A 24,607-nucleotide genomic window follows, 5' to 3' on the forward strand; every position below is an offset into this window, starting at 1 on the left:
ATTAGCATAAGTACTCTCCATTCGAACATATGATGAAGTGAATGATAGGACAGGGAGGTATCATGATGTTTGCTTATACGTTAACTGCCTTAACACTTTGTTGTATCTCAATTATTATTACATCATATATTTTTAAACGTAAGGGTACCCTAATGGAGTATATGGTATTTATTATGTCTTTTAGTATGAGTATCGGTTTAAGTATAGGTTTTTATTTAGGTATTCTCTTTAAAGGGGAATTACTATATTCTACTTTGCTTGCTATTTTGATTAGTGGTTGTATCGGTCTTTTAGTCGGTCTACGTTTTCACCTATATACTGCCTTAGAAGGAATGTTCTCTGGATTAATGGCAAGTATGATGGGAGCAATGATTACAGAAATGCTAAATGCGCAACAAGCTCATAGTATACTATTCATTAGCCTTTTACTTTCTATAACGATAACTATGTCATGTATAATTCAGCTTTTATCAGAAACCTTTACTACTTATATCCATCGTCGGTTTCTATTATTACTCTCCATTGGCGTAGTAATTATCCTGACTGTATTCATAACGTTCCCAGAGCATGTCCCGCCAACCTCTTCCACAGAAGAACAACATAAACATTAGCAGCTATAATCGATTCCCTCTAATATTTCATTATATTAGAGGGGATCGATTTCATTAATTTTATTTCTTAACAGATGAAGATTAAAAACACTTTGAATCGCTAGTCCAAAATTTCTACATCTATATAATTGATAACACATTAATTTCATAGATATTCAATTCTCTTTGCTTGAGAAGGTATACCATTCCATCTTGAAATAATAAATTTTAACTTAACCAATATATGTTTTTGGATCCATAGCATTGCTCTTCTGTGCATTCCATTCACCTTTATGGATTTCAAAATGTAAGTGCTGTCCTTCAGATTGTCCTGTATTCCCCATTATGCCAAGTTGTTGTCCTCGCTTCACTTTTTGACCAGCAGAAACAGAACGACTCTTTAAATGAGCATATACAGTCGTATATGTTTGTCCGTTAATATTGTGAGAAATAAACACAACATTACCATAGCTTGTAGAATAATAAGAGCGAGTGACTACACCTTCTGCGGCGGCAACAACCGGCACTATTCCTGAAGCAGCAATATCTAATCCGTGATGCATTTGCCCACCACGTTTCTCAAATCCAGAAGTATATCTTCCTACAGCTGGTTGAATAAATTCATTTGTTGTATTTATCTCTTGGGATTGTCGCTGCTCCTCTGCATCAGTCTCACTTGTTTTTGATAGGAATTTACTTGATACATAACCGTTTTTACCGTTGTAATTAATTTTTTTCCATCCATTTTGTTCAAATAGAACTTGTACTTTTATTCCTTTTAATAAAGCACCGATTACACCATGATTTGTACCAGCACCGCTTCTTACATTTAACACGCTTACGTTAACATAGTAGTCATCAACTGTTGCTCCAGTAGATGGATTACTTGTTTCAGGTTTTGGTGGTGTACCTCTTTTAACAAATTTTACATATTCACTGCTTACATAACCAGTTCTTCCATTATGATTAATTTTCAACCAGCCATTTTCAACGCCAGTTACTTGCAATGTTCGTCCGTTTAATACACCACCAATTACACTATGGTATGTAGCAGGACCTGTACGCACACGTAAAGATGTAGCGTCTACAATGTATATACCGTCAGCCTGAACCGTAACATTATTTTGTTGTTCATTTGCATTAGAGCCACTCTTTGAAATGTAATCTTTACTAATATAGGCGTCTTGTCCTTTATAGTTAATTTTGAACCAATTTTGTACTTCACCAGTCACTCGAACTACTTGTCCTTTATACATAGAGCCTAAAATCGTATGGGAAGTACTTGGACCTGTACGAACGCGGAGGGAGGATACGTTAACTTTGTAATCCCCACTCGCTACTTGAAATTTCCCATTGTTATTGTCGCTTCCATTTGAGCCACTGTCTTTCACAAATTGACTGCTTACATAACCCACTTTTCCATTATGGTTAATTTTCAACCAGCCGTTATCTTCTCCAATAACTTGTAAAACTTTCTCTTCATACACGCGCCCCATTATTGCACTAGATGTATTTGGCTGTGTGCGAACACGTAATACATTAGCAGTTACAATTTTACTACGACTCTTACCTATATTCGTCTTTGCTAGTACGCCATTTTTCGAAATAAATTCACTACTGACGTAGCCAATTTTTCCGTTATGATTGACTTTCAACCAACTGTTTTCTTCTCCAATAACTTGTAAAACTTCCCCTTCATACACGCGTCCCATAATTGCACTAGACGTATTTGGCTGTGTGCGGACACGTAGAACATTCGTATTTACTGTTACTTGATTTTCATATTTTACTACATCAATAGTTTGCTCATGCTTCGTGTCTTTTTGTATAACAGTATTTTTCGCTTGAGCAGTACTAATAAATACACTTCCTGTAACAGAAGCTACTGCTACACTAGCTAAAATTTTTTTCATAAGTATAAAACACCTTCCTACAAACATATTCAAGTATCATTATGTTTTTATGTTAACTTCCATTTCTTTTCATTCTAACTATTCAGGAAAAGTATCCTTTTATTATCCACCATCTATACCTAGTAATAAAAGAAACTTAAATCCATTACACTTTGAAAATTCTCTCATTGCTTCAATCTAACACTACACAATGTAGTTTTAATTTCCAAAAAAAATAGCTACTAATAATCACCTATAATTAATACTACAAAAATAAAAAAATCATAATTTAGGCCTTCTTCATTTAACTTATACTTTTGCTTAAATATACCTGCTCCCCTTTCACACTACGAATTGTAGTATAAAATAAAAGAAAGGTCAAATATAAGTATTTAGCCTTTTGTAACTACAATACATTACATTTATCCATTTCTAATCTAATCATAAATAATTATGTTTTTTAATCTCTAAATAACCAAAAAACATTTTCACCTTGTAAACTCTTCCTACAGGATAGCTCTCTTATTGTCTAAACTTTTATAAAAATAATATTCCCAATTCACAACATGACATATAAAAGCAGCAATCTACTAAGATAACTGCTTTACATTATGATAAACTACATGAATTTCACATTATTCCGGCTTATTAGGAATATTAGGGTTTGGAACATAATCAGATGTGTAATCTGTATATTTTACTTCCGTTACCATCCCTGCTGAAGCATGGTGTAGATCGTGACAGTGGAACATCCACTCACCCGGATTGTCTGCTACAAAGGCTACTTCATATTCTTCTCCTAGTTTCAGATTTAATGTGTCTTTAACAATTGGAGAACCTTCAATCGGTTTTCCATCTTTACTTAATACTTGGAAGAAATGACCGTGCAAATGCATCGGGTGATCGTCTCTTTTAGAGCGATTTACTAATTTCACTTTTACTAAGTCACCCTTTTTCACTAGAATTGGATCAATATCTGGAAATACTTTTCCGTTAATTGTATAAACCATTTCATTTCCATTCATTTTCGTATTCAAGTCCATATTATATGTGGCAGTATACTGCTGCTCTAGTGTGAAATTACCTAATTTTTTCTCACCATATTTCGTCATATCTAATTTCGGTAGTTTTTCTTTTTCATTTGCTCTGTCTTTCATCTCTTTACTACCTTCATATTCAATAATGGTTTTCATTCCTTTTGCACTTTTATTTGCTGAATGGTCTTCAACATACCATTTCCCAGGATTGTTAGCAGTAAATTCAACATCATAACGTTCACCCGGTGCGATTGAAATTACCTTATCCTTTATAGCTTTTGGATCGTTTATTGGTTGACCATCTGTCGCAACTACTTTTATATCATGACCGTGAACGTGTATATCATGTGATAGATAACCAGCATCAACGAGTCGAAGACGAACTTTATCACCCTTTTTCACTTTTAACGGCTCTACTAAATCACCGCTTTTACCATTGATTGTGAATAAGTTATACATACCCATATCATGACCTTCCATCTTCATATTTCCATGGTCCATTCCTGCCAGATTACCAGAGTCTTTTTTATCACTACCCATGTTCATACCTGAATGATCCATGCCTTTCATATCATCATTCTTTTTTGCATTTTCATTATCCTTAGATTTATTACCTTTTTGCGCTTTTGTCATTTCTTTTAACTGCTTATTAATTTCTTCTTTATCTGTTATCCATTCATCTAACATTAACGTGTAATCTTTATCATACTTTTCATTTGTATCCTCTACAATAAGAGCACCATATAAGCCTCTATCTAGTTGATTTACAGAATCTTGATGTGAATGATACCAATACGTTCCTGGTACGTTCGCTTCAAATTCATAGGTGAAACTTTTTCCTGATTCAACCGCATCTTGTGTCACGCCTGGAATTCCATCCATGTTATTTGGGACAGGATACCCATGCCAATGAATAGATACTGGTGCAGGTAATTCATTTTTTAATGTCACTTTAACCTTTTCACCTTTTTTCACCCTAATTTCCGGACTCGGGGATGAACCATTAAATGTCCAGACTGGAACAATAACACCGCTACTTAGCTTTTGTTTTTCTTCTTTCGCTACTAAAGTAACTTCTGGCCCTTTTACAACTTTCAATGGCTTTGTAGCCGTTTCAGTCTGTGTTGTTTTTTTATCATTCATATTTTTATGATCATTTGTTTTATTTGTGGTCGCAGAACATGCAGCAATTAAAGATATTACGGAGACTGTAACTGCTGTTAATACAAATCCCTTCATAGAAAATCCCTCCTTTTTCTTTTTCAAGATTATTATAGAAGATAATTTTCAAGAAAATATGGAGATATAAAATGAGCAAAATAAAAAGGCACCCAAAATTGAGCGCCTCTTCTAACTATTATTTTGTAACAACTTCATCTTCTTTTACATTTACATTATTGTTACTCATAAACCCTTCAATCTCTTCAACTGTTCTAATGATATCTTTTGACAAATTTTCATAGCCATCTTTTGTTACAAGGATATCATCTTCAATACGAATACCAATTGATTCTTCTTCAATATATAGACCTGGTTCAATCGTAATAACCATACCTTCTTCTAATACTCTTTCTTTGTATGTTCCAACATCGTGAGTATCTAAACCAAGAAAGTGACTGACACCATGATAATAATATTTAGATAGTTCCTCATCTTCTTGAATTAAACCAATAGCTTTACACTCTTCTGCTAGTACCTTTTTTGTATGCTCATTTAATGCAGCAAAATTTAAGCCTGGCTTAATAATCTCTGTTGTTTCTTTCAATGCTTTTAATACAATATTATAGATTTGTTTTTGGCGACTAGAGAATGTTCCATTTGCCGGGAAAGTATAACTAATATCAGCGTTATAATAGTCTTTTTGAGCGCCTAAATCTAGCAGTACTAAATCACCATTTTGAATTTGTGCATCATTATCTTCATAATGAAGAACTGTTGCATTTTTCCCACTTGCCAAAATTGTATTGAACGCATGATGCTTAATCCCAGATGACTTCAGTGTGAAATCAAACTGAGCTTCTAATTCATATTCCATCATGTCTGCTTTTGCATGCTTTAACACATTGTAAATACCGTCTTTCGTTACAGCAATTGCTTCTTTAATGATTTCAATTTCTTCCTCTGTTTTAAACACTCGTAATTCACAAATTTCCGGGTATACATTACCAATTGTTATGTGTGGGTACTGTTCTCTTACATGTTTAGCAAACGCTAACGTTTTCGTCTCAGTACCCTTCCACTCACGACGCTCTAAATCTAAATACACATGTTGCGCATTTTCTGCGAAAAGTGTATGTGCCATTGTCTTCTCAAAGCTTTCTATATATACAACTTTTTGTATGCCTGAAATTCGTTCTGCATCTTCTTTAGAAACTGTTTTACCGACCCATTTTTCCATTACTGGATCTGATTTTTCAATGAAAAGAGTTTCTTCCACACTATTTCCAAACTTTTTCAACATGAAAATAACATTGGGCTCATCGATTCCCGTTAAATAGTAAAAATTTCGATTCGGCACAAATTTATAATGGGCATCTGCTGACATATGAGGTGCTTGTCCAGCAAATAAAATCGTAATCGATTCATCATGTAATGTTTTCGCTAATCGTTCTCTATTTTGAGCAAAAAATGTTGATTTCATAATAATCCCCCTAGCGTTCTATGTATAATTTTGAAACTGATTATCCAATATAATTCATTCTATTATTGTTATAATTTTTCGTCAATTAATAATGTTTATATAGAAGATAAACTTTCATTACTAGGCATCTAATCACTCCACAATTTCTTGACATTTATTCCATATACTTAATATCTCATATATATAAGAAAGGAGCCTACAAACGTGAAACATTACGTAGGACTAGCCATTACTTCATTATTTATCATTACAGGATGCTCTAATAACGTAGAAACACCACCAGTAAAAAAAGAAACAGTTCAATCTCAGCCCCAAAATAAAGATAACGCAAATACGATTCCGCAAAACTTCTATAAAGAAATTACATCTGGAAAAATAGCGCACATTCACGGAATTGGCTATGCAGGAAATATGCCTGGTATTTCTATCGCAACTCATAGTGGTATAAAAGTTTATCAAAATGGAAAATGGTTTGAAACTGCTACACAGTTACACGATTATATGGGCTTTCAGGCAACTAAAAATGGATTTTTTGCTAGTGGGCACCCAGAACCAGGTGCAAATTTAAAAAATCCTTTAGGATTAATGAAAAGTTCTGATGGCGGCAATAACCTTGAAAAGCTAGCATTCTATGGAGAATCTGATTTTCATAACCTTGCTGTCGGATATAATACAGAAACGATTTATTTATATAACGAGCGTCCAAATTCTAAATTACAACAAGGTTTTTATTTCAGTACAAACAACGGACAAGAATGGAAAAATAGTAAGTTAAAAGGCCTTTCAAGTACAATCCATACATTTTCAGTACATCCGGATCAAGCGAGTGTAGTCGCAGTAAGTGCTAAAGATGGTGTTTATTTATCTACAGATTACGGGAATACATTTGAACTATTCTCTACATCACTTGAATCGACAGCAGTTACATTAAGTAATGAAGATGTTTTTTACGCCCCTATCAATAAGCAAATGATAACGAAGAAATCAATTGCTACAAATGAAGAAACAAACTTACAGATTCCATCTTTAGATTCTAAAGATACAATTATGTATATATCACAAAACCCTCAAAATTCATCTGAAATAGTATTTGCTACAATGCAAGCAAATGTATTCCTTTCCACAGATGACGGTAAAACGTGGAAACAGATTACAAAAAATGGCTTATTACAATTTAATTAGAAAGGTGAATATAACGTGTTTTCAACAATTAGCGAGTGGAGTTATCAACTCATGTCTCCTTTAATGGATGTCACGAATGCTACGAAATCAATTCCTCTTTTATTTGCGTTTTTATTAGGCATAGTAGGTACCCTTGCTCCATGCCAATTAACAGGAAACATTAGCGCCATTACAATCTATGGCAATCAATCTTTACAAAAGGGACATATCTGGAAACATATATTGTTATTCATTTTAGGAAAAATAATAGCTTTTACGACGCTTGGACTATTAGTATGGGTGTTAGGAAAAGAAATTCAGCAAATATTAACTTTGTATTTCCCATGGTTACGTAAACTGATCGGACCTTTATTAATAATAATGGGGTTAATATTATCAGGTATTATAAAAGGTAGAAACTTCTTCTCTACCATCTTCCCTATCACATCTATACGAAAACAAAATGAAGTCAGCTCATTTTTGCTTGGGTTTTTCTTTTCGTTAGCTTTCTGCCCTACTATGTTTGTGCTATTTTTCGGAACATTAATACCACTCTCTTTAACATCTAATTACGGGTATTTATTTCCTACCTTTTTCTCTATAGGAACTGCTCTACCTGTCGTTGTATTACTGTCCATTATCTCCTACCTAGGCTTAAATGGAACACTACTTAAAAAGAGCCGAAAAATAGGGGGAAATATTCAGCGTATAGCTGGTGTACTTCTCGTTTTAATCGGACTTTATGATACCGCCCTATATTGGTAATACATACAAAAGGTAAGCTTCAGTGAAATGAGCTTACCTTTTGTATCATTTTATTCATTTTTCTTTTGTTGTAATTGTGTTAACAAATTCGTAACAAACGCGAGAAACAATGGATCTTTCTCTTTTTTAGGCGACCACTGCATAATTAGTTGCCGCGGGATTTCAATGTCTATCGGTTGCACGATAAAGTCATGAATAATTTGTTTATGAAGTCCTGATAACGGAACGATCGTTATACCGTTAACTTGTAAAGTAAGTGCTAATGCCGAGCTAATTGACTCTGACTCCATCACTTTATTCACTGTTATTTCGTTTTTCATTAAGTATGGTTCAAGTACTTCTTTACAACCAGAAAGTGGCATAATAAAAGGATAATTTTTCAATTCTTTACTAGTAAGATTAGGTGGAATATTCTTTGAAGAAACGATAACATAAGGATCTTCACCAATAACTTCATAGTGAAATCCTGGTATTAGATTTTCTTTTATAGAAATAGAAAAATCAGCACTTCCAGCAGACAGCCAATTTAAAACTTCTTGATAGCTTCCCTCTCTAACTGCAAGCACGTACTGACTTTGATCAATATTACCTAATTGGATACACTCTGCCAAACAATATACAGTAACGGAAGGATACGTAGCTAATACAATCTTATACAAACTTTTATTCTTCAAGTGTAAAGCTGTTTCTTCAAGATTTTCATACTCCATTAGAAGTCGTTCTACACAAACTAAAAATTCTTTTCCATTTTCAGTTAACATCGTTCCTTGTCTAGAGCGCTCAAATAAAGTTAAAGCATATCGTTTCTCTAGTTTGTTTATAATATGCGTTATTGCTGGCTGTGTCATATGTAATTCCTTAGCTGCTAAACTAATGCTGTTCAACCGAGCCACATATTTAAAAACTTTAAAATCAAAGACGTTCATTCTGTTCTCCTTATATAAAAGATATTTATATCATCTATAAATAACCTTCATTATATTTATCAAACTACTTCCTATACACTAAGTATACACTATCAATTTTACAAAAAAATAAAGCATATAAACATTAGAGGAGTGTTGATTAAATGAGTACTTACGTTTTAGTACATGGAGCATGGCAAGGTGAATGGGCATGGGAATTAGTAAAACCTCAACTAGAGGCTTTAGGTCACACTGTTATTACACTAGACTTACCTGGAAGCGGGAAAGATACAACTCCTTCACAAAATATAACGTTAGATTCCTATGTTGATGCAGTAACAGCTACTATAAATCAACAAACTGAAAAAGTTATTGTTGTTGGACATAGTATGGGTGGAATTGTGATCACTCAAACCGCTGAACTTATACCGAATAAAATCGATAAATTAGTATATCTTTGTGCATTCTTACCACAAAACGGAGAAAGCCTTGGCAGTAAATTAGATGGTGAAGCTGGTCCACAATTTTCAATAAATGAGAACGACATGACAGCTGAACTTATACCTAATCTAATTGAAAAAACATTTTTAAATGCTACCGAAAATGAAGAGATTAAAGAAGCATCTTCCAAAAAAATGTGTCCTCAGCCACTAGGACCATTTCAACAACAGCTAAAAATTTCTGAAGAAAACTTCGGAACTGTAGATCGCATTTATATTGAAACAACTCTAGATAGAGCGATTCCAATTGATTTTCAGCGCCGAATGAATACAGAAACTCCATGCTCGAAGATTATTACTTTAGAAGCTGATCATTCTCCCTTCTTTTCAAAAGCAACAGAACTTGTGAATTGTTTACATGCGTTAAGCTAAATTTCATTTAATGAAAATAGACACCCGCGGGTGTCTATTTATTATGCTAACTAAGGATTGTATGTTCTTCTCTACATTTGCATTCCCTTTTGCTTCATCTCCCACTTTTTATACAGTAATACTGCACCAAATAAGAATACCCCCGCAACAAATGAACCTACTGGTAACATCTTTATCATTTCATCTAGAAATACGAGCGGCAGTAATGGAAATGCATATGCTGCTGGAATACGTACACCAACTATTTTTAATAAAATAAGCATTAAAATCATATTTAATAAAGTGACTATAATCCATGAGTCGATTGCAAAGTACAATAAAGTTCCAACAGTTGCAGATGTAGTTAATACTACTATTTGTTTACATACCATTTTTTCATTGTACATCGGTTTTTGAAGTGATTCATACACAACAACTAATATTGGCGGAATAACCGCTAATTGTTCATGACCAGTGATCCAGCATATACTTATCCAAATGAAATTTAGTATTAGAAATACAGCCATATATTTATATTGGATGTTAACTTTTCTCTCAATACCGCTATTCAATTTAAAAACAAGGACACCAAGCATTAAAATAAATGTTAAAACGAAGACTGAGATAACAAATGACCATTCAGTCGCATTTGTCACTAAAGGTAATAAACCTGTCGCAATAGATGGTGCTAAATTTGATTGTATAATACGTAAAAACAGCATCATGAATATAAGTGTTACGCTTACTTTTGCTATATAAACTAAATCCATTTGATTCACGATAAAACCAATACCAGCTGTTATTGACGGTGCAATAAAGATTTTTTCTGGCTGCCTTAACCAACCTGGCTCACGATACGCCCATAAAGCAATTGCCATCGCTGCTATTTCCGGCAAAATGACTTCCGGATCATTTAATAACACACCCGCTGTAACCATAGCTAAAATAAAGAAAATAGCAATCGTATATGAGATGATTGTTTCTTTTTTTGAAATTACTGCATTCATTATTACATACTCCCTTTACTTACTACTCTCACAATGTAAAACAAAATTTAATATACCCTACTAAGGTATTGTATATTAATATCTTTTCCATTTCAAGTATTCGTAATTTTTCCATTTTTCATCACCCATTACACTTACAAAAAAAGGATTTTTATAGGCGTTGACAATCATTGAAAGATAGGTTAAAATAACTATACATTAGTAAGTAACTAATGTAATTAAATCTAACTTGAGGTGAAAACAAATGAAAAACATTTTATTCCGTATTAACGAATTATCAAAAAAAGAAAAAACATCTGGATTAACAGTTGATGAAAAACAAGAACAACAAATGTTACGTCAAAACTATACAAAAACATTTCGTGGAAGTTTAGATTCCATTTTATTAAACACAAAAATTGTCGATTCAAATGGTTTTAATGTTACACCAGTTGCATTACAAGATGCTCAAATTCGTTTGAAATTAAGCAAATGAAATTAAAGCTAAAGAAACAATTGTATAAAACATAAAAGAGCTGGACTTTTCATAATGAAATTCCAGCTCTTTTTCTACTTAATATTGTTGTTTTTGCAATGTAACATACGAGCGATACATCGCAATTCTCCACGACACAATCATCGCAAATGCGAGTAAGAAAAACATCCCGCTTAATTGCGCCAAATCAAGTGTTTGGCTTAAATATGATTTTAATGCGACTCGTACAGCTAATAAACCAATTAAAATAAATATAAATGCTTTTGACGGTTTCATATATATATGTTCGCCTCTTACTTCGAACTTAGTTGTTTTAATAAGAAATATAGAGAAAATAAGTCCTGCGATAATTGCCTCTACTATTTCTAACGATGTTAATCGGAATTCCGGTAAGAAGAACATCATGGCGCCAGTACTCATAAAAATTGGCGGCAAAATAATTTTCTTTTTCGTAACCGGCTTTTTCGCTGACTTAAAGCGAAGAAACATAACACCAACGGCCATACAAACTGCTACGATACTTGATAAAAGTGCTACACTCATACTCTCCACTCCTATCTATTTAATAGACTTTTTGAGTAAAATCATAAACCAAACGAAACCGATACTTATAATAACATGACCTAATCCAGCCATATGGCTTAAACCGTTAAAGTCAGTTCCATTTACTTGTAGAAGACCTCTACATACCATTGTTACGATAGTAATAATTAATCCTGTATTATATACAACAAACCAGGCATGAAAACTTTTTGTTTCTTGTATTTGAAATACTTTAACTAAAGCAACAGCGACTAAAAAGAATATGAATCCAAGCACTAGTACGTGTGTATGTACTAATTGCAACATAGTGGAACCTTTAATTCCTTGTGCTTTCGTATACTCTCGCGCAAATACTCCTGATAATAAACCAATAATTAAGTAAATGAATGCTGCATTATATAATTTCTTCATTCTATTCCTCCTGCTGTAAACTTTCCATATTCGCTGCAATCATTTTACGCAAAGTTTATGAACGGAATATGAACAAAATATTACATTCTATTTTTAAAGAACAAAAAAGCCATTCCACAATTATTAATTGCGGAATGGCTTTTCAACTTATTTTAAATCATCAATTGTGAAAGCACCAGGCAGTAACTGCTCAACAGTCACTTCTTTTTCGTCACCTTTTACATTCGTTAGTAAAACTCGCATTTTCGGATCACAAAATTCAGCAATCACTTGTCTACAAGCACCACATGGTGAAATAGGTCCGTCAGTTTCTCCTGTAATGACTAAGTAACTAAAGTCGCGCTCCCCTTCTGATACTGCTTTGAATATTGCTGTTCTTTCTGCACAGTTACATAAACCGTAAGAAGCATTTTCTATATTACAACCAGTATAGATTTTACCTTCTTTTGTAACTAATGCAGCACCAACCGGAAATTTTGAATACGGAATATACGCTTTCGATAACATCTTATTTGCTTCTTCAATATATTTTTTCTTATCCATATTATTTCCTCCTCAAAGTAAATGTAATGTTGATTAGTCAGTAATAACAGTATGAACTAATTTAGGAGCCACTGCTGTTTCAGCGATAGAAATATTTTCATAAATTTTTGCTTTTACATCTTCTACATTTTCACGATTTGCGTAGATCGTTACGAATGGCTCGCCTTCTTTTACTGCATCGCCAACTTTTTTACGTAACATTAAACCTACAGCTAAATCGATTTCATCTTCTTTCGTTGCACGGCCTGCACCAAGTAACATTGCAGCGATACCGATTTCATCTGCAACAATGTTTGAAATCACGCCTGAAGTTTTAGCAGGTACATCAATTATATACTTCGCTTGTGGCATTTTTTCTGGATTGTCTACAATTGAGCTATCTCCACCTTGATTGCTTAAGAACTCTTTAAATTTCTCAGTTGCTTTTCCGTTTTTCATAACTTCAATTAACATTTCACGAGCTTCTTCTAACGTATTTGCTTTTTTCGCAAGTACGACCATTTGACTTCCTAATACAAGTACTAATTCTGTTAAATCTTCTGGCCCTTCACCTTTTAACGTATCAATTGCTTCTTTCACTTCTAGGGCATTACCAATCGCAAAGCCAAGAGGTTGTGACATATCTGAAATAACAGCCATCGTTTGACGTCCTACATTATTTCCGATGCGTACCATTGCATGTGCTAATTCTTTTGCATCTTCTTCCGTTTTCATAAATGCACCTGCACCGGTTTTTACATCAAGTACGATTGCGTCAGCACCAGCTGCAATTTTTTTACTCATAATTGAACTTGCGATTAGAGGAATTGAATTTACTGTTCCTGTTACATCACGTAATGCATAAATCTTTTTATCAGCAGGTGTTAAGTTTCCTGTTTGTCCGATAACAGCTACTTTGTCACGGTTTACAATATCAATGAACTGCTCTTTCGTAATTTCAACGTGGAATCCTTCCACTGCTTCTAATTTGTCAATTGTTCCGCCCGTATGTCCTAAACCACGACCTGACATTTTTGCTACTGGTACATCTAAAGCAGCAACTAATGGTCCTAATACTAATGTAGTTGTATCACCAACACCGCCAGTTGAATGCTTATCTACTTTAATGCCTTCAATTGCTGATAAGTCGATCGTTTCTCCAGACTCCACCATTGCCATCGTTAAATCTGCACGTTCACGATCTGTCATATCTTTAAAGAAGATTGCCATTGCAAGTGCACTCACTTGATAATCAGGAATACTTCCGTCTGTATATCCATTAATAAAGAATTTGATTTCTTCAGTCGTTAATTCTTTGCCGTCACGTTTTTTTGCAATAATATCTACCATTCTCATTACAATCACCATTCCTTTTTATATGATATGAATCTATTAAAATAATAAGCCAACGATTGTTGCTGATAAGAAACTTACTAGCGTTGCACCGAAAAGTAATTTCAAACCAAATCTTGCGACTACATTCCCCTGCTTTTCATTTAAGCTCTTAACTGCCCCTGCAATAATTCCAATTGAAGAGAAGTTTGCAAATGAAACTAAGAATACAGATATAATCGCTGTCGTTCTGTCTGAGAAATTAAAGTTCCCTTGCGCTAAATCTGTCATAGCGACAAATTCATTCGATACAAGTTTTGTTGCCATAATATTACCGGCATTAACTGCTTCATGCCATGGAACACCCATAATAAATGCAAATGGTGCAAATACATAACCAAGAATTTCTTGGAATGAAATACCGATTACACCTTTAAATACTGCATTAATGAATGCGATAAGAGCAACGAAACCAACTAACATAGCTGCTACTGTAATCGCAACTTTAAATCCATCGATAATGTATTCCCCTAATACTTCAAAGAAAGTCTTCTTCTCTTCTTCTTGCACTTCTAACATATCTTCTTCTTCAGTAACTTCATACGGGTTAATGATAGAAGCAATGATAAAGCCACCGAATAAGTTAAGCACTAAAGCGGTTACAACATATTGCGGTTTTAATAACACCATGTATGATCCAACGATAGACATAGAAACTGTAGACATTGCAGATGCACATAATGTGTACATTCTTTTCTCTGGCAATAATCCTAGTTGTTTCTTAACTGAAATAAACACTTCAGACTGTCCTAAAATCGCAGAAGCTACCGCGTTATATGATTCTAGTTTACCCATTCCATTTACTTTACTTAATGCTAGACCGATAGATTTCACAATAATAGGTAATACTTTAATATGTTGCAAAATACCTATTAAAGCTGATATAAATACGATTGGCATTAATACACTTAAAAAGAATGAAAACTCTTTTTGATTTACTAATCCACCAAATACGAAATTCACACCATCAGCGGCATATTTTAATAATTCCCCAAAACCATCTGCTATTCCGCTAATTAATATATTCCCTACACTTGTATTTAATAGTAAAAACCCCAAAATGAATTGTAATATAACCATCGTTATGATTGGACGATATTTGACTTTCTTTCTATCATTACTAGCAAGCCAAGCGATACCTAAAATCAATACGAGGCCAAAAACACCGATTAAGTATTTCATAAGCCGTCTCCTCCCATTCGTATCCGCTTACATTCTTTTCAATTGTTAAAGCAATAGATACACTATACTTTGTGTATCTATCGCTTTTCACACTTTATTAATTAGTAGTTATCTGTAGCACCTTTTGCATCGTTTAATACGATTGCAACACTAGCGCTTGCTCCAACACGAGAAGCTCCAGCAGCTACCATTTTATCTGCATCTTCACGTGTACGAACTCCGCCAGATGCTTTTACACCAACGTTTGGTCCTACCGTTTTACGCATTAATGCGATATCTTCAGCAGTTGCTCCGCCAGTTGAGAATCCAGTTGAAGTTTTTACGAAATCAGCGCCAGCTTTTACTGATAATTCACAAGCACGAACTTTTTCTTCGTCTGTTAGAAGGCAAGTTTCAATGATTACTTTTACAAGAGCTTTTCCTTTTGCTGCTTGTACTACTTCATAAATATCTTTTTCAACGAACTCATTGTCGCCATCTTTTAAAGCACCTACGTTGATTACCATATCAACTTCAGTTGCACCTTTTGCGATAGCATCTTTTGTTTCGAATGCTTTTGTTTCAGTAGTGCTTGCTCCTAATGGGAAACCGATTACAGTACAAACGTCTACATCATGTCCAGCTAATTCTTCAGCAGCTAGCTTTACCCATGTAGGATTAATACAAACAGAAGCGAATTTATATTCCTTTGCTTCCTCGATTACTTTCATAACATCTTCTTTTGTAGAATTAGCTTTTAAAATTGTATGGTCAATTAACTTTGCAATATTCATTATTATCACTCCTCATATCTTTTAACAACTTCATTCTAACTCTTAGTTGAACAAATGTAAATACACTTTTGAAATTTTGTTCATTCTTTTTTAAAAGGAATTTTCTTGTAGTAAATAAAGCGCATTCTAACTAAGAAACAATTCACATTTAAAATCAAAACTTTTATATTAACAATGGTAGTATGTATCTCAATATCCATAATTATTTTTAAAAAGGCAATTTGTATTCAAAAAACACTCCCATAATTCATACATAACAAAATAAAAGGCTTTCTCAAAATTAACATCTTGAGAAAGCCTTTTATTTCTAACCTTTTTGATAATGTAACAGTTCTTTTGCTGTATGCTGATCAATAATTAATACATTTGCATACCCGCCACGTAACGCACCATCAATTGCTTGTATTTTTCTATTACCACCTGCAACTAAAATAGAACGTTTCTTTAATTTAAGTTCCTCTAACTCAATTCCAATGGTACGCTTATTAATTTCTTCACTACTAATATTTCCGTCTCCGTCAAAGAAACGTGAACAAATGTCACCGACAGCTTGTTTTTTCAGAATGTTCGTTTCATCCTTATCTAAATATCCTAATCGGAATAATAACGCTTCATCACGCACTGTTCCGACAGTGAAAACTGCAATATTTGCTTGTTTCCCCATTTCAATAATGTGATGAATATGTCGATCCTGCTCTACTAATTCTTTTGTCACCGCATTATCAAATATAACTGGGAGCGGTAAATTTCTTGGTGTCGTTTGAAAAGCCTCTGCAAATAAAGCAATGGTCTCATTCGCATATGTATTTACACTCGAATGACTAATACCACCTTTTAGCTGGACAACTTCTACACCTTTCACATGTTGTGGTACGATTTTCCTAGCGATTTCATACATCGTCATTCCCCAGCTTACACCGACGATATCACCGTTTTTCACTGTCTTTTCCATGTACTCAGCCGCATATTTACTAATATACTCAGTAATCGTTGCATATTCTGGCACTGGAGAAAATACTACATGCGCCTCTAACAAGTTGTACTTTTCTTTCAATAAATTCCCAACGTTATCTAAATCAGCAAATGGATCGGCTATACTAATTTGAACAAATCCTTTTTCTTTCGCGTACTTTAATAATCTAGAAATCGTCGGTCTTGAAATATTTAATTTGTTAGCAATTTCTTGCTGACTATAATCGGATTGATAATATAATCTTGCAACTTCAACGCTTAATTGTTGTTTATCTTTTTCCATAATAACTTATTACAAACCCTTTCCTGTATTTCCCTTTCGTTACAAGCATTATACAGCTTTATGCAAAAAAATTCGACTACCGAATTTTTACTAACTGAACTTCTACTTCACTTAGTATATACAATGAAACCTTTTTGTGTAGATTTACAAACTCAATATAGATACACTTGAAACATATAAATCGATTTATATGTAATTCATTCTTTTTTCTTTTTCTGTAGTAACGATAACAAAGCCGTTCAATAAGAAACATGAAACATCGTCTAAAAACTATTCAAATACCCCTCATAAACTGAAGATACTGTTTATGAGGGGTATTCATTCAATTTAAGTCTATAAAAATTGGATGGAAACAATGCAAGTTCTCACTTATTTAGAATAAGAGAAAAGATGATGTTTTATTTGTTCAATAAAATAATGATGGTGTATATTATCGTTAGATACTCGACTTGCCATAATAGCTCCCTCCATTGAAGATGCAAGAAAAGAAGCGAGCGATATAATATCTAAATCTTCTTTAAGTTCTTGTTTCTCTATTCCTTCCTTTATGAGAGAGGCCATTAACATTACTGTATCATCATAACCTTTTGCTGCTGCTTTTTGTAATTCTGGAAATACTCCAGTACTTTCAATTGCGCTATTAAGTAATGGACAGCCTCCAGCAATAGGGGGGTTATTAGCTGCATCTTGATATACAAGGAATATTGCAAGGATTTTATCGATTGCTGTCTTTTTATTTTCCATCGCTTTATGAAAATGGTTCCGCATAATCTCACCACTTTTGTCGTAGGCAGCAAGGACAATTTCTTCTTTATTTTTGAATCTACGATAAATAGCTCCTTTAGATAGTTCAGTAGCTGTCATTATATCCTGAATGGATGTATAAGTTATTCCATTAGTATTAAATAAATATAAAGATGTTTCAATAATCTTTTCTTTTACCTTATCAACTTTAGTCATGCTTTGTGGTCCTCCTAATAAAACGAACTTAATATTCAAGGTGATTTTTACTATGATTTTTTTGAATTTTTATTGTAAGTATAAATAAGTTTGAAGCAAAAATATCTTATCAATCCCTATCTTATAGGAACCTAAAACAATACAGTTTGAGGTTCATTAAATTATGTTATCTATAACATTCGAATGAATTTTCTGTTAATAATAATGTGAACAATCGGTTAATTCAGTCATATTATACAACTAATTCTATTTAAAACCATAGAAGAAGTAAAAATATATAGTTAATTTTAATGTTTAGACATATAACTATTATATATAATTTTTATTAATATGTTTAGCTAAAGGGATGAGCTACTCCCACTTTCATTTCATTCTATAAAAGGGTAATCATTAATGATTGCTGTAATTTGATTGTAAATAAACAACCGATATATAAATATACTCGGTTTTTACTATTTTGATTTTGTTAATAATTTGTAAAATGGGTTTAAAAAACTAGAAACTTATAGTATCATTAGATTCCGAACCGAACGGTTCGGAATCTTGTATAAATTAGAAGGAGAACCTTATGCAGAAAGAAAAATCAAAGATTCTAAGTAATTTAATTATGGAGGTAATAAGGTGAACTTTATTAAAATGAATCAAAAAGAACTTATTATGCTACTAGTTTATCCAATGTTTACACTATTTCAAATTGGCTTGTTCATATTATTTGGCATATCACTTTTAACTAATGTCAATTTAGTTGAATCAGAATTTGCTCTTGGTGCCATGAGCTTGACTATACCTACTATTCTAGGAGTAATGTTCTTTAGGAAAGAAATTATTCAAAGTTTTACTTATTTTAAAGAGAAGAAAATTTTGAAAATAGTAAGTATTCCTATAGTGGTTTTATTTATGGTAATTGTGGAAAATTCTATTATGCATTTTCTAAATACAGGTCAGCCAGAGAACCAAGAACAGGTCCTTACACAAGGGGCAGAGATTCCTATTATATTCACATTGCTCCTATTTGGAATTATGGGTCCAGTAATTGAAGAAATTATGTTTCGCCATATATTATTAAATCGTTTTTCGCATTATGTTGGTACTGCTATTGCATCTATCATTTCAATTATAATTTTTACAGTACTTCATACGAACCAGCTTTCGGATATTGCTATTTATTTACCTGGATCGGTAATTCTTACTGCGGCTTATCTTATTTCTAACAGATCCATTGCATATGTTATGGCGATACATGTATTAAATAATTCTATTGCTTTCATTCAAATGTACATGTCATAGTGAGACATATGTTAAACAATGGCATTACTTTCATTCTAAACTAGACTTGTTTCTGTTGCAGAGTTAAAAAATAGAAATAGATATTAATAAATGGGGAGTGCAATTTAGATAGTGACTAATGATTTGTGTAATTCCTTGCACGTCAAAAAACCACAGTTTGGATGTAAACTGTGGTTTTTATATAGGGGACCCACATCACAATTAAACTAAGAAAAGCAAATATCCTGAGCTAAGAAAATTGGTATGAAGGTGTGAAATCAATTATAAAATGGTAGCTTTAGAATAAATGAAACGAGAAATAACCGTCATTGTTTATTTCTCATTTCATTTACATATTTATTTTTGGAAAAATAACCTAACTCCAAATACTAATAATACTGTGCCAGTAATACCCTCTATTGTACGGTTCACTTTTTCTTTTCTTAAAAAAGTTCTTAATTGACGTATTAGCGTGATATAAAGCAAATACCATATTGCTGTCAAAGTCGTAAATGTGAGTCCTAACAAAAGAAATTGGAAGAAATGACTTTGATTGCTCACAATAAATTGGGGTAAAAAACTTAGGAAAAATACAGCAGTTTTTGGGTTTAAAATTGCCGTAGTAAATCCTTGTCTAAAACTTTTAATTGCTCCAATATCTTTATAGTCCATTTCTACTGAACCTGACATATCTTCTTTTCTAGAAAAAGCACTTTTAATTGACTTCACAGCTAAGTACATTAAATAAAAAGCCCCAGCATATTTTATAAATGTAAATAACATAGCAAATTTCATTAGAATGGCAGAGAGTCCTAGCGTAGCCATTATTGTATGAATCATCATTCCAGATATCGTCCCTAAGACGGTCTTTATCCCACCATTTTTACCATGCGAGATAGTATTTTTTGTAACTAAGGCAAAACCAGGACCAGGCATAATTATGATTAGCATTGCTGTAAGGATAAATAATAAATAATTTTCCATGTTCTAATATTTCCTTTCCAATTTTTAGTTTTGCTTACAGTATAACTTTTTTCATTAAAACATTACATATAAAAGGCTTGATCAGAAGTTTATCTGGGTTATTAGTATCAATTTGGCTAAACATTATCCTAAAGCCATATTGATAAAACACATGGCAAACTTATACATCAAACGACAAGTTCAACTCTCACAAAAAACAGGATGAAAAAATAAACAGCGGAACAAGTCCACTGTTTACTTCGTCACGCCTTCATGTAATTTTTCTGTATAATCTTTAACATCTTTCCAGCTATCTTTCGCTGTATTTAAATCTTCTTTTATAAACGTAAATTCTTCTGAACTTATTCCTTTTACGTTTTGTAGTAAGTTATTATATTTCGCACCTACTGTATACCATTGATTTGATATGTTTTGCAGTGCTGTAATTGCTGCATCAATTGTTTCTGTCATATTTGTTGTTTTATTTTTCACATCTGTCAAAATTGCGACTTCTGCTTGTGCGCCAGAAATTCTATCTTTTAAATTGGCTATTTCTCTTTCTGCATTTGCGATATCTTTTTTCGCAATCGCAATCATCGGTCCGCCAGCAAGACATGTTATTAACGCTACGCAAAGTACACCACCAGCAATAACCATATCATTACTCTTTTTAATCGAATCATTATATGTATTTATTTGTTGCTCTAATGCTGGAATACCAGCATTCGTACTCGCCAAAATCGAAGTTAATTGATTTGTATCTTCTTTAAAACTGTTTGTATCTTTCGCCATTCTATCGCGAAATGCTTTTAAATTCCCTAATAAAATATCTACTTCATTTTGATTTTTTAAAATGTCCGCATACAACTTTTCTAAATCCGCTTTTAATTTACCGCTATCCTTTTGATTAATCGCTACTAGCATGCTATTATAGTACGCTTGAAAAGTATTATTGTAATTAATAATATTTTGATCCGTTTTCATAATTTGAGGCTTCATATTATTTAACCAATACGCTGCATTAATTTTTGCATCTCTTTGGTGCTGAACCATATTTCCTTTAAACTCACTATTAATTGAACTTATTTTACTCAAATCAGTCTCTTGCTGATTTTGAATTAATTTTGCATATGAATCCATTGCAAATATGCTCGATGTCGTTTGCGCCATTACATCTTGGAAACCTGCTGGTCCAAGAGAATAATTTTTCGCATTTTCTTGCAATGTTTTTACGTTTTGTTCCGCTGCAAAAGGATGTAAAGGAAACGCGTTACTTGTTGCGAATCCAGCAATCATTATCGTTAAAAGACATTTTTTATAGAATTTATTACGCATAATTATCACCTATTCTTTTTATGAAGATATGAAACGTTAGAGGTAAAAAAAGCTCCTGCTCACTACTGAACAGGAGCTCTCTATTATTTAAAAATCATTTATCTGTACGTAATGCTGTAACAGTTCAATTACTATTATGCTTTTTTCGTATCTACTACTTTAATATCCTCAGCATAAATCTTTTCTGCATAGTCCTTAATGTTTTTCCAGCTATCTTTCGCAATGTTTAAATCTTCTTTAATGAAAACAAGATCGTTTGGACTAATTGAATCTACATTTTGAAGTAAAGAATTGTATTTTGATCCCATTGTGTACCATTGGTTTGAAATATTTTGTAACGCTGTAATTGCAGTATCAATTGTATTTGTTAAATACTCTGTTTGTGTTTTAATGTTCGTTAATCCTGCTACTTCTAATTGCGCAGTTGTAACTTGTCCTGTTATCTTTTGAATTTCTGCTTGTGCATTATCAAGCTCTTTCTTCGCTAAAACAATACCAGCTGTACCACCACCTACAGCTGCCGCACCACCTGCAATTAACGCGACTCCTAGCGGCGTTCCTGCACCGGTTGCAATAACTACTGCACCACCGATAATTGCAATTGGTCCTAACGCTGTAGCAACTGATGAACCGATAATAATTGCATTATATTTACTAATTGCTTCATTGTACGTTGTAATTTGATTTTGCAATAGCGGAATTCCAGCGTCTTGACTAGCTAAGATAGATGTAATTTGATTTGCATCTCCCTTGAAGTTTTGCGTATCTGACGTCATTTTATTGCGGAATTTCTTCAAGTCTTCTACTAATTGATCTACTTGTGCTTTATTTTCATTAATACTACTTGATAATCTAGTTAAGCCTTTCGTAAGAGTCGCTTTATCTTTTGCATCTACCGCAGCAACTAAAGTATCATAATAGTTTTGGAATTTCGTATTGTAATTAATGATATTTTGATTCGTTGAAATAAGCTGTGGCTTTAATACATCTAACCATTGCTTCGCATTTCCTCTAGCTGTATCTTGGTGCTGAATCACTTTCCCTTTTAAAGCCGCATCAACAGACGATACATTACCAAAGTTAACATTACCTTGTTTAATAATTGTTAAAGCGTACAGATCCATTACTAAAGCGTTTGAACCTGTTCTTTCCATTGCATCTTTTAGGCCTTCTGGTCCTAATGAGTATTCCTCATAGTCATTATAAGCTTTTGCTACAGCATGAACTGGAGCTTGTTTCACTGTACTTTCAGCTGCATACGTATGGGCCGGCATAATATTCCCTGCTGCAAATACTGCCATAAGTGCTGATAGAGCCATTACTTTATAAGGTTTTTTTGTCATTTTTCTTCTCTCCCTATATCGCTAATTATTTTTCTGTTTAATGTACTTCAACGTTTGTAACATAATCTTCAAATTGATTTGTTTGCTTATTCATTTCATCACTTACTTTTTTAAGTTGATTGAAATGTTTTTGAAGTAAACTACTGTCTGTATACGTGCCTTCTTCAATATTTGTTTGAATTTGGATCATATTATTATTGAAAACTTTCCAATCCGCTAATAACGTTTCTAAAGTTGCGATTTGGCGATCAATTAGTTCTGTAAAGCTACTTACTTGATCTTCAACGAATGTAATTTGAGTCGCCTCTGATTCAGTCTGTGATAACTTTTGAATAAGTGGTAATAGCTCTTTTTGCTTTTGTTGAATACGAAGAGCTGCTTCCCTCGTTTGACTATCTGCAGCATTTACAATTTCATTACTTAAAGTACCGATAGAAACAAAGTCGATTGTTTTCGTTTGTGCAGTTTGATTTGTAATTGTAAATACTTGTTTACCGATATTAATAGAACCTTTAATGATTTCTTGCGGTCTATTCAAAATAGTAGTTAGTTCAGCTTGAATTTCCCCTTGAATTCTTTTAATATCTTCTCTTAATTTCACAATATCCCCATTTGATCCTTGCAGTGTTTTTATTGCTTCATCAGCTTTAATCGATAAGTTATTGCTATCTTTGTCTAATACTGTTTTAAATCGATTTAACTCTAATAAATCTTGCTCCATACTCTCTTGGATGCTTTGTACTTGCAGTTGTAATTTTCCATATGCATTTGTAAAATCTGCTTTTGCTTGTTCATCTTCATTTACGTTTCCTGCTAGTTCATAGAGCTTACTATAATAACTATTAAATCTAGTACTATATCTCATCATCTCTTGATTTAAATCGATTAACTTCGGATTATATTCATCGATCCACTCTCTTACATTTGCCTTTGCAAACTTTTGATGATTCGTCAAACTACTCATCGCATTCACCTTAATGTCTGGCTGTTGTAAAATAACTAATCCGTATGCTTGTATAAGCGGTGACTGTGATCCTAACATTCTAATTGAATTGGATAATGTATTTGGAGCAATTACATTTTGTGCATATACTGCTTTCACTTCTGTTTGCCCCCCCTTAGCGTAAGCGCTTACAGGAATGAAGCAACTCGTAGATACTGCTGTAACCAATAACCCTGTAATTAAAGTCTTTTTCACTTTAACTCCTCCTATGTATTAGCAACTATTACTATCGCATTTTATTATTCTATTTTCTTGCAATTAATTTGAGATGGTTAAAATAGAGAACATTCTCACCGTGATTCGTGTACGAACCATCTCTCCTAACTTTTTTCTAC

Annotated in this window: 22 protein-coding genes and 1 pseudogene; 6 read left to right on the forward strand and 17 right to left on the reverse strand. The window is 33.1% G+C overall.

Annotated elements, in window-relative coordinates; genetic code table 11:
- Positions 1 to 65: 65 nt before the first annotated feature.
- Positions 66 to 611, forward strand: a complete 546-nt coding sequence (locus tag G9F74_RS19280) for a hypothetical protein (protein ID WP_165406236.1) — start codon at positions 66 to 68, stop codon at positions 609 to 611.
- 212 nt (positions 612 to 823) lie between these two features.
- On the opposite strand, the gene G9F74_RS19285 is transcribed toward G9F74_RS19280, so the two are convergent.
- The 3 genes from G9F74_RS19285 to G9F74_RS19295 all read right to left on the reverse strand — a co-directional run bounded on the left by G9F74_RS19285 (position 824) and on the right by G9F74_RS19295 (position 6,160).
- A complete protein-coding gene (locus G9F74_RS19285) occupies positions 824 to 2,503 on the reverse strand; it encodes an SH3 domain-containing protein (protein WP_016108176.1) in 1,680 nt (559 codons plus the stop codon).
- 614 nt (positions 2,504 to 3,117) lie between these two features.
- Complete coding sequence (locus tag G9F74_RS19290) at positions 3,118 to 4,758, reverse strand: multicopper oxidase family protein (protein ID WP_016108175.1); 1,641 nt, start codon at positions 4,756 to 4,758, stop codon at positions 3,118 to 3,120.
- 118 nt (positions 4,759 to 4,876) lie between these two features.
- Positions 4,877 to 6,160: an aminopeptidase P family protein gene (locus G9F74_RS19295; RefSeq protein WP_000842955.1), complete on the reverse strand. Its 1,284-nt coding sequence runs from the start codon at positions 6,158 to 6,160 to the stop codon at positions 4,877 to 4,879.
- Positions 6,161 to 6,364: 204 nt separating this feature from the next.
- Here G9F74_RS19295 and G9F74_RS19300 point away from each other — a divergent pair, with 204 nt between their 5' ends.
- Entirely contained in the window at positions 6,365 to 7,342 is a 978-nt protein-coding gene (locus G9F74_RS19300) for a F510_1955 family glycosylhydrolase (protein WP_000683855.1), read from the forward strand.
- Positions 7,343 to 7,357: 15 nt separating this feature from the next.
- Entirely contained in the window at positions 7,358 to 8,086 is a 729-nt protein-coding gene (locus tag G9F74_RS19305) for an urease accessory protein UreH domain-containing protein (RefSeq protein WP_000493105.1), read from the forward strand.
- A gap of 50 nt (positions 8,087 to 8,136) precedes the next feature.
- On the opposite strand, the gene G9F74_RS19310 is transcribed toward G9F74_RS19305, so the two are convergent.
- Positions 8,137 to 9,012 (reverse strand): LysR family transcriptional regulator, encoded by an 876-nt coding sequence (locus G9F74_RS19310; protein WP_001100321.1) that lies wholly within the window; start codon positions 9,010 to 9,012, stop codon positions 8,137 to 8,139.
- A gap of 143 nt (positions 9,013 to 9,155) precedes the next feature.
- Between G9F74_RS19310 and G9F74_RS19315 the strand changes: the two genes are divergently transcribed.
- On the forward strand, positions 9,156 to 9,863 hold the full coding sequence (locus G9F74_RS19315) for an alpha/beta fold hydrolase (RefSeq protein ID WP_000109313.1): 708 nt from the start codon (positions 9,156 to 9,158) through the stop codon (positions 9,861 to 9,863).
- A 71-nt stretch (positions 9,864 to 9,934) separates the two neighbouring features.
- Here the strand turns inward: G9F74_RS19315 and G9F74_RS19320 are convergent, their stop codons facing one another.
- Positions 9,935 to 10,849, reverse strand: coding sequence for a hypothetical protein (locus G9F74_RS19320; RefSeq protein ID WP_016108174.1), 915 nt, complete (start codon positions 10,847 to 10,849; stop codon positions 9,935 to 9,937).
- A 244-nt stretch (positions 10,850 to 11,093) separates the two neighbouring features.
- Between G9F74_RS19320 and G9F74_RS19325 the strand changes: the two genes are divergently transcribed.
- Positions 11,094 to 11,324, forward strand: coding sequence for a DUF896 domain-containing protein (locus tag G9F74_RS19325; RefSeq protein WP_000789785.1), 231 nt, complete (start codon positions 11,094 to 11,096; stop codon positions 11,322 to 11,324).
- A gap of 49 nt (positions 11,325 to 11,373) precedes the next feature.
- On the opposite strand, the pseudogene G9F74_RS19330 reads toward G9F74_RS19325, so the two are convergent.
- The 8 genes and pseudogenes from G9F74_RS19330 to G9F74_RS19365 form a co-directional block, all read right to left on the reverse strand.
- Positions 11,374 to 11,867: pseudogene (locus G9F74_RS19330) on the reverse strand (CcdC family protein).
- Between the two features lie 15 nt (positions 11,868 to 11,882).
- On the reverse strand, positions 11,883 to 12,278 hold the full coding sequence (locus tag G9F74_RS19335; RefSeq protein WP_000737869.1) for a DUF2871 domain-containing protein: 396 nt from the start codon (positions 12,276 to 12,278) through the stop codon (positions 11,883 to 11,885).
- A gap of 147 nt (positions 12,279 to 12,425) precedes the next feature.
- Positions 12,426 to 12,821: a cytidine deaminase gene (locus G9F74_RS19340; RefSeq protein ID WP_000358537.1), complete on the reverse strand. Its 396-nt coding sequence runs from the start codon at positions 12,819 to 12,821 to the stop codon at positions 12,426 to 12,428.
- A gap of 33 nt (positions 12,822 to 12,854) precedes the next feature.
- Positions 12,855 to 14,156: a pyrimidine-nucleoside phosphorylase gene (locus G9F74_RS19345; protein ID WP_002093789.1), complete on the reverse strand. Its 1,302-nt coding sequence runs from the start codon at positions 14,154 to 14,156 to the stop codon at positions 12,855 to 12,857.
- Between the two features lie 36 nt (positions 14,157 to 14,192).
- Positions 14,193 to 15,374, reverse strand: coding sequence for a NupC/NupG family nucleoside CNT transporter (locus tag G9F74_RS19350; RefSeq protein ID WP_000876190.1), 1,182 nt, complete (start codon positions 15,372 to 15,374; stop codon positions 14,193 to 14,195).
- 101 nt (positions 15,375 to 15,475) lie between these two features.
- Positions 15,476 to 16,147 carry a deoxyribose-phosphate aldolase gene (gene deoC / locus G9F74_RS19355; RefSeq protein ID WP_001017434.1) on the reverse strand — a complete coding sequence of 224 codons (672 nt, stop codon included), beginning with the start codon at positions 16,145 to 16,147 and terminating at the stop codon, positions 15,476 to 15,478.
- A 307-nt stretch (positions 16,148 to 16,454) separates the two neighbouring features.
- Entirely contained in the window at positions 16,455 to 17,402 is a 948-nt protein-coding gene (locus G9F74_RS19360) for a DNA-binding transcriptional repressor DeoR (protein WP_000409788.1), read from the reverse strand.
- A 369-nt stretch (positions 17,403 to 17,771) separates the two neighbouring features.
- Positions 17,772 to 18,362 (reverse strand): TetR/AcrR family transcriptional regulator, encoded by a 591-nt coding sequence (locus tag G9F74_RS19365; RefSeq protein WP_016108173.1) that lies wholly within the window; start codon positions 18,360 to 18,362, stop codon positions 17,772 to 17,774.
- Between the two features lie 621 nt (positions 18,363 to 18,983).
- Here G9F74_RS19365 and G9F74_RS19370 point away from each other — a divergent pair.
- The gene (locus G9F74_RS19370) at positions 18,984 to 19,649 is read left to right on the forward strand and encodes a CPBP family intramembrane glutamic endopeptidase (protein WP_001009315.1); all 666 of its coding nucleotides are present in this window, start codon (positions 18,984 to 18,986) and stop codon (positions 19,647 to 19,649) included.
- 336 nt (positions 19,650 to 19,985) lie between these two features.
- On the opposite strand, the gene G9F74_RS19375 is transcribed toward G9F74_RS19370, so the two are convergent.
- The 4 genes from G9F74_RS19375 to nheA form a co-directional block, all read right to left on the reverse strand.
- Positions 19,986 to 20,612 (reverse strand): LysE family translocator, encoded by a 627-nt coding sequence (locus G9F74_RS19375; protein ID WP_000432984.1) that lies wholly within the window; start codon positions 20,610 to 20,612, stop codon positions 19,986 to 19,988.
- A gap of 234 nt (positions 20,613 to 20,846) precedes the next feature.
- Positions 20,847 to 21,926: a non-hemolytic enterotoxin subunit C gene (gene nheC / locus G9F74_RS19380; protein ID WP_001244617.1), complete on the reverse strand. Its 1,080-nt coding sequence runs from the start codon at positions 21,924 to 21,926 to the stop codon at positions 20,847 to 20,849.
- A gap of 134 nt (positions 21,927 to 22,060) precedes the next feature.
- On the reverse strand, positions 22,061 to 23,269 hold the full coding sequence (gene nheB / locus G9F74_RS19385) for a non-hemolytic enterotoxin NHE subunit B (RefSeq protein WP_000162968.1): 1,209 nt from the start codon (positions 23,267 to 23,269) through the stop codon (positions 22,061 to 22,063).
- Between the two features lie 37 nt (positions 23,270 to 23,306).
- On the reverse strand, positions 23,307 to 24,467 hold the full coding sequence (gene nheA, locus G9F74_RS19390; RefSeq protein ID WP_000751860.1) for a non-hemolytic enterotoxin NHE subunit A: 1,161 nt from the start codon (positions 24,465 to 24,467) through the stop codon (positions 23,307 to 23,309).
- Positions 24,468 to 24,607: the final 140 nt, after the last annotated feature.

Origin of the sequence: Bacillus sp. EKM202B (assembly GCF_011066025.1) — a bacterium.
Classification (GTDB): domain Bacteria; phylum Bacillota; class Bacilli; order Bacillales; family Bacillaceae_G; genus Bacillus_A; species Bacillus_A toyonensis.